Source organism: Microbispora siamensis (assembly GCF_016863095.1).
GTDB lineage: Bacteria > Actinomycetota > Actinomycetes > Streptosporangiales > Streptosporangiaceae > Microbispora > Microbispora siamensis.
Genome location: NZ_BOOF01000032.1, coordinates 148,525 through 160,081, shown reverse-complemented (window position 1 = coordinate 160,081; position 11,557 = coordinate 148,525). Strand labels below are relative to the sequence as shown.

Annotated in this window: 11 protein-coding genes; 2 read left to right on the top strand and 9 right to left on the bottom strand. The window is 74.5% G+C overall.

Annotation, left to right across the window (positions count from 1 at the left end):
- From Msi02_RS26760 to Msi02_RS26720, 9 genes are all read right to left on the bottom strand, one after another.
- The coding region (locus Msi02_RS26760; RefSeq protein ID WP_204050814.1) for a type I polyketide synthase at window positions 1–3,415 on the bottom strand (3,415 nt) is incomplete at its 3' end.
- Window positions 3,416–3,461: 46 nt separating this feature from the next.
- Window positions 3,462–4,223 carry a thioesterase II family protein gene (locus tag Msi02_RS26755; protein ID WP_079314735.1) on the bottom strand — a complete coding sequence of 254 codons (762 nt, stop codon included), beginning with the start codon at window positions 4,221–4,223 and terminating at the stop codon, window positions 3,462–3,464.
- Window positions 4,220–5,302, bottom strand: a complete 1,083-nt coding sequence (locus Msi02_RS26750; protein WP_204050813.1) for an alpha/beta hydrolase — start codon at window positions 5,300–5,302, stop codon at window positions 4,220–4,222. Before Msi02_RS26750 ends, Msi02_RS26755 begins: the two co-directional genes overlap by 4 nt.
- Window positions 5,299–6,054 carry a 2-oxo acid dehydrogenase subunit E2 gene (locus Msi02_RS26745; RefSeq protein ID WP_204050812.1) on the bottom strand — a complete coding sequence of 252 codons (756 nt, stop codon included), beginning with the start codon at window positions 6,052–6,054 and terminating at the stop codon, window positions 5,299–5,301. The genes Msi02_RS26750 and Msi02_RS26745 overlap by 4 nt, the downstream gene beginning before the upstream one ends.
- A complete protein-coding gene (locus Msi02_RS26740) occupies window positions 6,051–6,284 on the bottom strand; it encodes a phosphopantetheine-binding protein (RefSeq protein ID WP_079314737.1) in 234 nt (77 codons plus the stop codon). Before Msi02_RS26740 ends, Msi02_RS26745 begins: the two co-directional genes overlap by 4 nt.
- Window positions 6,284–7,315: a 3-oxoacyl-ACP synthase III family protein gene (locus Msi02_RS26735; protein WP_204050811.1), complete on the bottom strand. Its 1,032-nt coding sequence runs from the start codon at window positions 7,313–7,315 to the stop codon at window positions 6,284–6,286. The genes Msi02_RS26740 and Msi02_RS26735 overlap by 1 nt, the downstream gene beginning before the upstream one ends.
- 249 nt (window positions 7,316–7,564) lie before the next feature.
- The gene (locus Msi02_RS26730; protein ID WP_204050810.1) at window positions 7,565–8,398 is read right to left on the bottom strand and encodes a metallophosphoesterase family protein; all 834 of its coding nucleotides are present in this window, start codon (window positions 8,396–8,398) and stop codon (window positions 7,565–7,567) included.
- A complete protein-coding gene (locus tag Msi02_RS26725; RefSeq protein ID WP_204050809.1) occupies window positions 8,391–8,603 on the bottom strand; it encodes a hypothetical protein in 213 nt (70 codons plus the stop codon). The genes Msi02_RS26730 and Msi02_RS26725 overlap by 8 nt, the downstream gene beginning before the upstream one ends.
- A gap of 216 nt (window positions 8,604–8,819) precedes the next feature.
- The gene (locus Msi02_RS26720) at window positions 8,820–9,701 is read right to left on the bottom strand and encodes an SDR family oxidoreductase (protein WP_204050808.1); all 882 of its coding nucleotides are present in this window, start codon (window positions 9,699–9,701) and stop codon (window positions 8,820–8,822) included.
- A gap of 84 nt (window positions 9,702–9,785) precedes the next feature.
- Here Msi02_RS26720 and Msi02_RS26715 point away from each other — a divergent pair, with 84 nt between their 5' ends.
- Window positions 9,786–10,364 carry a TetR/AcrR family transcriptional regulator gene (locus Msi02_RS26715; RefSeq protein WP_204050807.1) on the top strand — a complete coding sequence of 193 codons (579 nt, stop codon included), beginning with the start codon at window positions 9,786–9,788 and terminating at the stop codon, window positions 10,362–10,364.
- A 176-nt stretch (window positions 10,365–10,540) separates the two neighbouring features.
- The gene (locus tag Msi02_RS26710; protein WP_204050806.1) at window positions 10,541–11,461 is read left to right on the top strand and encodes an aminoglycoside phosphotransferase family protein; all 921 of its coding nucleotides are present in this window, start codon (window positions 10,541–10,543) and stop codon (window positions 11,459–11,461) included.
- The last annotated feature ends 96 nt before the right edge of the window (window positions 11,462–11,557 follow it).

The window sequence follows — 11,557 nt, the reverse complement described above, 5'->3', positions numbered from 1 at the left end:
CGGCGTCCCGCAGGAACCCGCCGTGCCGCGTGTACGAGGTGCCGGGCCGCCCGGGGTCCGGGTCGAAGAGGGCGGCGAGGTCCCAGCCGCGGTCGGCGGGGAACTCGCCGATGGCGTCGACGCCGTTGGCGACCAGGTCCCACAGGTCCTCCGGCGAGGCGACCCCACCAGGGAACCGGCACCCCATCCCCACGATCACCACCGGATCGTCGTCCGCCGCCCGCACGGCCGCGGCGGGCGCGTCCGCGCGGGTGCCGCCGGCCAGGTGGCGGGCCAGGGCGGCGGGAGTGGGGTGGCTGAACAGCGCGGCGGCGGGGAGGTCGGCGCCGAAGGCGGCGTTCAGCCGGTCACGCAGTTCGACCAGGCCCAGCGAGTCGAGGCCGAGGTCCCGGAACGTCGCCTCGGGGTCGACGCGTCCCGGATCGGCGAACCCGAGCACCGCCGCCACTTCCTCGATGACGCGGCGCTCCCCGGCCCCGATGGAGGGTACGGCGGGAAGGGCGGTGGAAAGGGCGGGCGGCGCGGGAACCGGCGCAGGAGCCTGAACGGAGACCGGAGCGGGAGCAGCGACGGCCGGTACGTCCCCGCCCGGGGCCAGCCAGTGACGCTCGCGCTGGAAGGGATAGGTCGGCAACGGGACCCGGGGGCCGCCGGGCGGGAAGACGGCGTCCCAGTCGAGGCGCACCCCGGCGGTGAACAGTCTGCCGACGGCGGCTTCGACGTCGTCGTCCTTGCCGAGGACCGGCACGAACGTCGCCTCCGCCCCCAGGGTCTCCCGCCCGGCCGCGCTCAGTGCCGTCCCCGGTCCCGCCTCCACGAAGATCCCGGCCCCCAGCGCGCGCAGCCGGGTCAGGCCGTCGGCGAAGCGGACCGTACGGCGGGCGTGCTCCACCCAGTAGCCGGCCCAGTCGTCCGCGCCGGCGAGGTCGAGCGGTTCGCCGGTCACCGTCGACACGAACGGGATGCGGGCCGTGCCGTACGTGAGCCCGTCGAGCACCGCGCGGAACTCGCCGAGCGCGGGGTCCATCAGCGGCGAGTGGAAGGCGTGGCTCACCGGGAGCCGCCGGGTCCGGTGCCCGCGCGCGGCGGCGAGGGCGGCGACGGCGTCGAGCGCCGGGTCCTCCCCCGCGACCACGACCGACCGCGGGCCGTTCACGGCGGCGACGACCGCGAGGCCGTCCACCTCCGCGAGCAGCCCGGCCGCCTCGTCCTCCGGGACCCCGACGGCGAGCATCCCGCCGCCGGAGGGCAGCGCGTCCATCAGCCGCCCCCTGGCCGCGATCAACTCGGCGGCGGACGGCAGGTCGAGCACGCCCGCGACGTGCGCCGCGGCCACCTCTCCGATGGAGTGACCGGCGACGAAGGACGGCTCGACCCCGAGCGCCTCAAGCAGGCGGAAGGTCGCGACCTCGACCGCGAAGATCGCGGGCTGGGTGAAGGCCGTGCGGTCGAGGAGCCGGGCCTCCTCGCTGCCCGGCTCGGCCCAGACGACGTCCCGGAGCGGCCGGGGCAACCGCTCGCCGAGCGCCGCCGCGGCCTCGTCGAACGCGGCCCTCCAGGCGGGGTGGTCGCGGTGGGCCCGCCGTCCCATGCCGGGCCGCTGGCTGCCCTGCCCGGGGAACAGCACCGCGACGGGCGCGGTCCTGGCCCGGCCGGTGACGAGGCCGGCCGCCGGGCGTCCCTCCGCCAGCGCCGCCAGCCCCGCCGTCACGTCCCCCGTGATCGCCGCCCGGTGGTCGAAAGCGGTCCGGGTGGTCGCGAGGCTCCGCGCCAGGTCCGCGGCGCGCCGCCCGCCGAACGACCCGTGCCCGCGGGACGACTCCGACCCGCCGGAAGCATCGTTCGCGGTGGAAGCCGCGGCATCGCCGGAATCCTCACGCCCGGCGGACACCCCGTGCGCGGTCGAAATGTCAGGCGCGGCCGAGCTGTCCCGTCCGTCGACGAGGTCGTGCCCGGTCAGGAGGTCGCGCAGCCTCGCCGCCTGCTCGCGCAGCGCCGCGCCGGTGCGCGCGCTGAGCACGAGCGGGGCGTGCGCGAGCGAGTCGTGTGTGAGCGGGGCGGCCGCGCCCGGGGCTTGGGGGACGGCTCCCGGCGATCCGGCCTGCCGGGTGGAGGGTGCCTCGCTCTCCTGCCGGGGCGGTTCGGCAACCACGATGTGGCAGTTCGTGCCGCCCATGCCGAACGAGCTGACGCCCGCGACGAGCCGTTCGCCCTCGCGGGGCCACGCCCCGCCCGCGCTCCGGACGGACAGGCCCCAGCCGTCGAAGTCGATCTCCGGATTCGGTTCGGCGAAGTTGAGGCTCGCGGGCAGCCGCCGCCGGTCGACGCTCAGCACGGTCTTGATCAGCCCGGCGATGCCCGCCGCGCCCTCCAGGTGCCCGATGTTCGTCTTCACGGACCCGACCTGGAGAACCGGCCCGTCACCGAGGCGGGCCAGGCCCAGGCCACGCGCCTCCACCGGGTCGCCTACCCGGGTGCCGGTGCCGTGCAGTTCGACGTACTGCAGCTCCGAGGGCGCGACGCCGGCGGCCGCCCACGCCCGCCGGAGCACCTCTGCCTGGGCGCGCGCGCTGGGCGTGGTGAGGCCGTCGGTGCCGCCGTCGTTGTTGACCGCGCCGCCGAGCAGCACGGCGTAGATCCGGTCGCCGTCCTCGACGGCGTCGTCCAGCGCCTTGAGCAGCACCAGCCCGGCGCCCTCGCCCCGGACGTAGCCGTTGGCCCGGCGGTCGAAGGTGTGGCACCGGCCGTCCGGCGACAGCCCGCCGAACCGGGCCACCGCCGCCGTCCCGGCCGGGTCGACGATCAGGTTGACGCCGCCCGCGAGCGCGAGGCGCGACTCCCCTCGCCGCACGCTCTCCGCCGCGAGGTGGACGGCGACCAGCGATGACGACTGCGCGGTGTCGACCGCGACGCTCGGCCCGCGCAGCCCGAGCGTGTACGACACGCGGTTGGCGATGATGGCGCGGGTGGTGCCGGTGAGGGTGTGGCGGCCGATCGCGGATCCCCGCGACAGCACGGCGTACTCGTCGGCGATGGAGCCCACGAACACACCGGCAGGCGTGTCGCGCAGCGTGGCGGGCACCACCCCGGCGTCCTCCAGGGCCTCCCAGGCCAGTTCCAGGACGAGCCGCTGCTGAGGGTCCATGGCCGCGGCCTCGCGCGGGGAGATCCCGAAGAACTCCGCGTCGAATCCGGCGATGTCGTCGAGGTAGCCGCCGTACCGTACGCCGGGGTGCTCGCGGGCGAGGTCGTCCAGCAGCGCGGACCGCGCCCGTCCCTCGGGCACCTCGCGGACGGCCGTCCGGCCCTCCTCCAGCAGCCGCCACAGCGCGCCGGGACCGGACGCACCGGGCAGGCGACATGCCACTCCGACGACCGCGACGGGCCGGGACACCTGCTGGTCGGGGCTGATCACGTCGTGCCTCACTCTCAGTCGTGGTGCGGGCGGCCGGCGAGGGAGCTCAGACGGGTACGGCGAGCCCTCGCCGTACCGTCTCCGCGACGTCCTCCAGCCGCCGGGTCAGGTAGAAGTGATCTCCGGGCAGGACCGTGAGCCGGAAGGGGCCGGTGGTGTGCTCCCGCCACCGGTCGGCCTGGGCGATCGTCACCCGCGGGTCGCGGTCGCCGACCAGCGCGGTGATCGGGCAGCGGACCCGGGCGCCGGGTTCGGGCAGGTAGGCGCGCAGCGCCCGGTAGTCGCCGCGCAGCGCGGGCAGCACGAGCTCGCGCAGGTCCGGGCTCTCCAGCACCTGCCGGGAGGTGCCGCCGAGGAACAGCACCTCCTCCAGCAGGGAGCGGTCGTCCCGCAGGATCGCCGGGTCCACGCGGGTGAGGGCGGGGGCCCGCCCCCCGGAGACGAACAGCCGCTCCGGGGGCGTGCCGAGCCCCCGCTCGGCCAGCAGCGCCGTCTCGAACGCGACCAGGGAGCCCATGCTGTGCCCGAAGAACGCCGTGCGGGCGCCGTCCGGCTCCCCCGCGATCACCTCGGCCACCCGGCGGGCCAGCGCGCGCACGTCCTCCACGGCGGGCTCGCGCCGCCGGTCCAGGCGTCCGGGGTACTGCACGGCGAGCACGCGCACCGCCGGGGCGAGGGCCCGCGCGAGCGGGACGAAGAAGCCCGCCGAGCCTCCGGCGTGCGGGAACGCCACCAGGCAGGGGGCGTCCGGCGCGGCGGGGGCGTACTCGCGCAGCCAGTCGCCCCGGACCCACGCGGCGGCGGTCACCGGCCCGCCCCCGCACGGGCGGCCTCCAGGGCCGCGGTCAGCGCCGCGATCACCTCGGGATCGGCGTCGGGCCGCATCCGCTGCACGGCGAGCAGGCTCCACACCCGGGTCTCGGCGAGGTGGGAGGGGGCGCCGTGCACGTCGTCGTGCTCGACCAGCCGCAGGTCCCGTACGTGCCGTTTCAGGCGTTCGACGTCGCCGCGAGGGATGATCTCGTCGCGCCGGGCGGTCACCGCGGCGAGCGGCACGGTGAGTGCGGCCAGGTCGGCGTCGCTGAGGGCCCAGTCGCGCACATGGGCGAACACGGCCTCCGGCGGCACTCCGGTGAGATGCGCGAGGGTGTCGCGGGTGATCTTCGGCACCCGGGCCTGCCAGGCGGCGTCGGTGAAGAAGTCGTGGATCGGCGGCCCGTTGCCGACCACGCCCCGCACCCGCGGGTCGCGCAGCGCGGCGGTGATCGCCGCGTGGCCGCTGAAGCTCAGCGCGAGCAGGTACGTCTCGCTCACCCGGGCCCGGCCCTCCAGCGCGTCGAGGATAGCCGGGAACAGGGTCCAGGCGTCGGGGCCGTACCGGAGCGGGCTCTCGCCGACGCCGGGCAGGTCGGCCACGACGCCGGCCATGCCGAAGGACGCGATCTGCGGCAGCACCGCCCCCCACTGTTCCTTGGGGCTCACGATGCCGCCGGTCATCACCAGCAGCGGCCGGGGCCGCTCGGCCGACAGCCCCGCGGCCCACACCCGCACCGGGACCCCGCCGACCTCCACGACGACCGGTTCCAGGCCCGGCACGCCGCGCCGCCACCGGTCGAAGGCGTCCAGGCCGCGGGCGAGCGCCCGCTTGCGGCCCGGACCGTCGACGTACGGGAACCGGCCCATCGTGTAGTACTGGGCGGCGAGGGCCGTCTGTCCCGCCGCGTCCCACTCGTCGCCGGCGCGGATCCACTCGTACGGCCAGGAGCCCGGCTCGTCGCCCGCGTCCGTGGTGACGCGGTCCAGCAGGGCCGCGTAGTGGTCGGCGGGCAGACCCTGCGAGATCGCGTGCGCCACGACGAACCGCTTGAGCTCGGTCAGGTCGTTCATTCCTCGTACGCCTCCAGCGCGTCCTTGATCTCGGTGAGCACGTCGGCGGCCTCCGCGCCGTCGATCACGCGATGGTCGAAGGCCAGCGACAGGCGCATGACCGGGGCGATCACCACCGCCCCGCCCCTGGCCACCGGGCGGTCGGCGATCCGGCCCACCCCGAGGGTGATCGTGGTCCCGCCCACCGAGTGGAAGCCGTCGACCGCCCGGTGGCCGAGCGAGGTGACGCTGAAGGTGCCGGTGATCGCGGGCCGGCGGTCGAGCAGCCCGGCCGCCTCGCGGAACCGATCGAGCGCCTCCCCCCAGGGCAGCCGCCGCAGCGCGCGGATGCCGGCGAACTCCTCGGCGGTGCCGGGGTCGGCCGCCGCCGCCCGGTCCAGGTGGGCCTGCACGTCGGCGAGCGACGCCGACTCCAGCCCGGGGATCACGGTCGCGAGCACGACCCGGCGGCCCTCCCACGTCTTGTCGAGGGTGACCTTGGCCGCCACGGTGTCGTAGGACGCGACGACCGGGTCGAGCCCGCCGTGGATCGCGGCGTTGGCCTCCGGGTGCTTGGCCAGGACGCCGGCGGCCGCGTGCACGACATAGGAGACGACCGAGCGGCGTCGTCCCGCCCTGCGGGCCCGCTCGCGTCCGGCGACGATCGCGGTGGCGTCCACCTCCGTGTCGAGGAACACCGGCGAGAAGTCGCGGATCTGGTCGAGGAAGAACAGCGTGTGCCTGCGCTGCGGAGGGAACGGCCGCCCGGTCATCGGTTCACCAACTCGTAGATCGTCTCCAGGCTGGCCGCGTCGAGGAAGTCGGGCAGCGACAACGGACGGCTGACCCGCTTCTCCAGCAGCACGAGCATGGTCAGCAGGTGCAGCGAGTCCCAGCCCGGCACCTCGTCGAACGTCCGGCCCAGGTCCTCGGCGGCCACGGCGAGGCCGATCTCGTCCCGCAGCAGGTCCACGAACTCCGCCCGGCTGATCGCGGCCGTCATCACACACGCTCCAGGGCGAGACCGGACCTGATCCACTTGCTCGACTCGATCGCGACCGCGATCGCCCTCGACGGCCGCGCCATCGCGGGCAGCAGCCGGTCGAGCTGGAAGAACAGCAGGGCGTTGCCGTTGTTGCCGGTCTCGGCGACGCAGGAGACCTCCTCGGCCGCCGGGAAGGCGAGCCTCGCGGTGATCTTCGCGGTCATCGTGACGGACAACTGCGGCGGCAGGAGGTAGCCGACCTCCGCGCGATCCCAGCCGAGGTCGTCCAGCAGTTCGTCGGCCGTCTCCTCGGCGAGCAGCGGCACGTGCTCCTCGATCGCCTTGTAGTCCTCGCTGGCCGGGGCCTCGCCCGCGTCGCGGTCGGCCAGGCCGTACCAGCGCAGGGTCTGGCCGGGCGCGCGGCCGAGGCCGGACAGCCGGGTGAGCACCGACCGCAGCACCGGCGCCTCCGGGTGGTCGCCCGCGGCGAGTACGGCGGCGCCCGCGCCGTCGCCGAACAGCACGTAGTTGACGAGTTCGTCCGGCGGCAGCGCGGTCAGGTCCGCCTTGACGTCGTAGTGCTTGGCGATCACGTCGCCGCCGATCACCAGCGCCGTGCGGTACCGGCCGGTGGACAGCAGCGAGGCCGCGACGTCGAAGGTCTGCACCGCACCCGAGCAGCCCGACTGGAGCTGGAACGTCGGCACGCCGTCGATGCGGAGCCGGTCGGCGACGACGTTCACGGTCGCCGGCATGAGCGTGTCGGGAGTGGCGGTGCCGAACACGACCACGTCCACGTCCTCGGCGGACACGCCGGCCCGGGCGAGCGCCTGGGCCGCGGCGCGCTCACCGAGATCGGCCAGGCTCTCGCGCCGCTCGCCGGTGGACAGGTCGACCGCCAGGTGACGCGTCCGGGTCCCGATGAACGTGTCGACCCACTGCCGCCACACCTGGTCCATGCCGAACGCCGCGGCCAGGGCGGCGGTGTCGATGGGCGGGCCGGGCAGCGCCGTACCCACCGACAGAAGTCGTACCGGTATGTCCCCCATGCGCTCCTCCAACGAGTCGCGTCCGTGCCGCCCGCACACTGCGCGGCCATGGCCGGGATGGTGACCCGGATCTACTGATCACTGCTCAAACGCTAAGAGCGGCCACTAAAGCAGCCCTAAGCCCCGGATTTCGGGCACAGCAGTCACCGTGAGCGCAGTCACCGGAGCCTGGACCAGGGGGTGGAGAGTCGCGCGGCCCGCGCGCAGTGCCGCCCGCGCCGGGTCACCCTTCGGGCAGGATCCGCCTGATTACGGGACCGGCAGGATCTGCCGCGGGCGGCCCGGAGGGGTCGCCCGGAGCTTCCACTCGCGCGGGTATCCCACCGAGACCTCCTCGAAGCGGACCCCGTCGTGCCAGGTGGTCCTCGGGATGTGCAGGTGGCCGTACACGACCGTGGCCGCGCGGAAGCGCAGGTGCCAGTCGGCGGTGGCCTCGGTGCCGCACCAGATGGCGAACTGCGGGTACCGCAGGATCCGGGTCGGCTCGCGGACCAGGGGGTAGTGGTTGACCAGGATCGTGGGCAGCCCCTCCGGCAGGTCACGCAGCCGCCGCTCGGTCTCCTCCAGCCGCGCGGCGCACCACGCCTGGCGCGACGGGTACGGGTCGGGGTGCAGGAACCTCTCGTCGCTGCACACCACCCCGGTCTCGTACGCCAGGGCGAGCGCCTCCTCGGCGGTCCGCACGCCGGGGGTGCGGAAGGTGTAGTCGTACAGGACGAACAGCGGGGCGATGACGACGGGGCCGCCGGCGCCCTCCCAGACGGGATAGGGGTCCTCGGGGGTCGTCACCCCCAGCGAACGGCACACGTCGACCAGGCGGCGGTAGCGTGCCTCCCCTCGTAAGGTGACCGGGTCGCCGGGATGGGTCCACAACTCGTGGTTGCCGGGAGCCCACACGACCCTCGCCCAGCGTTCGGACAGCAGGCGCATCGCCCACTCGAAGTCGGCCAGGAACTCGCACACGTCGCCGGCCACCAGCAGCCAGTCGTCCGGCGAGGACGGCAGGAGGCCTTCCAGGATCGCCCGGTTCTCCGCGTAGCCGATGTGGAGGTCGCTGATGGCGAATAGCCGTGCGCTAGACAACGGCGGCCTCCGTGGACGCCCCCTCCGGCCGGTCGGCGCCGGTGACGTCGCGGGCGGTCAAGCCGGCCAGACCGGCCAGTGTGTACCGGAAGGCCAGTGTGTCCAGGAAGGCCAGGGCGTCCGGGAAGGCAGCCGGCCGCCGTCCGGGCGGCGCGCCGGGCCCGAGGGGAGACGGCCCGATGTCGATCGCCTCGCCGATCGCCACTTCCGCCTCCCGCCGTCGACGTTCGGACTGCCGGTCCGCATACTACTCGCCAAGATCGGACCAACGGTCCGATCATGCCTCGCGGTAGGCCTCCACGGCCTTCCGCACCGACGCCGGGCCGACGCGGCAGGTGGCGGCGAACGGCAGGCCGTGCGCCCCGTCCGCGCGAGGTCTGTCGGGCCGGCGGTCGGCTCGTCCCCTACGGCGGGTGAGGTGTCAGGGCTGGATGTTCTCCAGGTCCTCCAGGAGGCCGGGGTGCGTGGGCTGCCACCCGAGGACCTCCCGGGTGTGGGCGCTGGAGGCCGGCTGGTCCATGGCGAAGATCGGGCCGAATGGGCCGAAGTTCTCCTGCGGCACCGCCTCGACCGGCAGGCCGAGTCGCCGGCCGATGACGGCCGCGATGTCGCGTACCGCGTCGCCCTCGTCGGCCACGGCGTGCCAGACCGTCCCGGCGGGCGCCGACTCGAGAGCCAGCCGGAACAGGACCGCCGCGTCGAGCGCGTGTACGGCCGGCCAGCGCTGGGTGCCGTCGCCGGGGTAGCCGGACACGCCGGTGCGGCGCGCCTGATCCGTCAACAGGCCGGCGAATCCGCCCTTGCCCTCGTTGTGGACCGTGCGCGGCATGCGGACCGCCGTGGCGCGGACACCGCGCGAGGCCAGCTCCAGCAGCGCGTTGACCGAACGGCCGCGACCGCCCACCGGTCCCTCGGTCGGCGCGGGGTCGGCCTCGGTGGAGAGGCGGCCCGGCACCCAGGGCGTGCCCGAAACCGTGACGATCGGACGATCGCTGCCGAGCAGTTCCTCGCCCAGAGCGGCGAGAGCGGCACCCTCCTCGGCGATCGACTGCGCGACGGCCTCGTCAGTGCTGTAGTCGCCGCCGAACGCCAGGCTGATCACGCCGTCGCACTGTGCGGCGCCGGCCCGCAGGACGTCGAGGTCGGCCAGCTGCCCGCGCAGCACCTGGGCGCCGGCGTCCGTGAGGGCCTGCGCGGACTTGTCCGAGCGGGCCAGCGCGAGAACGGTGTGACCGTTGGCGAGCAGCTCGGCGACGACGGCGGAGCCGATGGTGCCGGTGCCGCCGGTGACGAAAACGTGCATGGAACTCTCCCGAAGTGACGAGACCTTTGTCCCATCACTCTACACACCGACGGGACACATGTCCCATCACCTATGATGTCCTCCATGGCCCGATGGCAACCGGAGACGACCCAGCGACTCGTGTTCGCGGCCGTCGACCTGTTCACCGAGCAGGGGTACGACGCCACCACGGTGGCGCAGATCGCCGAGCGCGCAGGCGTAACCAAGAGCACCTTCTTCCGGCACTTCGCCGACAAGCGCGAGGTGCTGGTCGCCGGCCAGGAGACCCTGAGCCGGTTGCTCGCCGAGGGGATCGCCGAGGCGCCCGCGAACGCCAGCCCGCTCGAGGCGGTCGCAGCCGGTCTCGAACGCGCGTCCAGCGTCATGGGGCTGGCGAACCGCGAACTCGGCCCCCGCCTGAAAGCAGCCGTAGCGGCCAGCGCCGAGCTCCAGGAGCGAGACGCCCTCAAGAGCGTCGGTCTCGCTGCCGCCATGACCGCCGCGCTCATCGCCCGCGGCGTCCCGGACCCGACCGCGCACCTCGCGGCCGAGCTGGGAGTCCTTGCCTTCAAGCGCGGGTACGCCCAGTGGTCCGAAGGCGATCGTGATGACGCACGAGGGCTCGCCCACCATGCGTTGGCCGCCCTGCAGGATCTGCGCGCGGCAACGGCGTCGCTGGGTTGATCAACGTCGTGCCGACCAGGAACCGGTGTAGACAGAGTTGGTGGCGATGACGCGGCGGCGGACCGCGTAGCCGTACCGGCTCGACCCCGCCGGGCGCCGAGGCGGCTCGCGGAGCCAGGCGGTAGTGGTTCTGTTCGCGGGAAGTGACCGCACCTGGCCGGTTACCGTTGCTTCGCATGACGCACACGGAGATCGAGATCACCGCGGAGCTGGTGCGGGATCTGCTGCGCGACCAGCACCCCGACCTGGCTGATCGCCCATTGCGTCTCGGCGCGCGTGGCTGGGACAACCAGCTGTGGCGGCTCGGTGACGACCTCGCCGTCCGGTTGCCCTGGGCGACGCGGTCCGCGGACGCGCTGCTGCGCAAGGAGTACGCCTGGCTGCCCGCCCTCGCCCCGCGCCTCCCGCTGCCGGTTCCCGTTCCGCAGCGCCTCGGCGAGCCCTCCGCTCTGTTTCCTCGTCCCTGGATCGTCACCACCTGGGTGCCGGGCGAGCCCGCCGACCGCGCCCCCGTCACGCGTGCCGCGGAGGCGGCCGGCACCTTGGCCGCCTTCCTGACGGCTCTGCACCGACCCGCCCCCGGCGATGCGCCGGCCGACCGCTTCGGCCGCGGCGGGCCGCTGGCCGATCACGCCGAGGGTTTCGCCAAACAGCTCGCCTCGGCCGCCGAGATGGGGCTCATCCCCGACACGGACGCCGTCCGCGCGGTCTGGGAAGAGGCCGCCGCCGCGCCGAACTGGGCAGGCCCGGCGCTATGGCTCCACGGCGACCTGCATCCCGCCAACATCCTCACCGCGGACGGCACCTTCTGCGGCGTGATCGACTTCGGCGACCTCTGTGCGGGCGATCCGGCCTGCGACCTCGCCGCCGCCTGGATTCTGCTGCCGGACGGCGCCGCCGACCGCTTCCATGACGCCTACCAACCGGCCCCGGACGCCGCGACCCTGCGCCGCGCCCGCGGCTGGGCGATGCTGCGAGCGCTCAGCGGCATCCTCATCGGCGAAGCCGGCGTACGCGGCCGCCCGGGCGGCAAGGCCACGTGGGGCCCACCCGCCCACGCGGCACTGCGACGCCTCGTCGCAACAGCCCATCGCTGATCGATGAAGTCTCTCGGGGCTTGATGACGAGACTCCTCCACCGAACCTTCGGGAGTGGAGAGGAGTCGAAGAAGACAGGGCGCAGCCGCGCCTTTT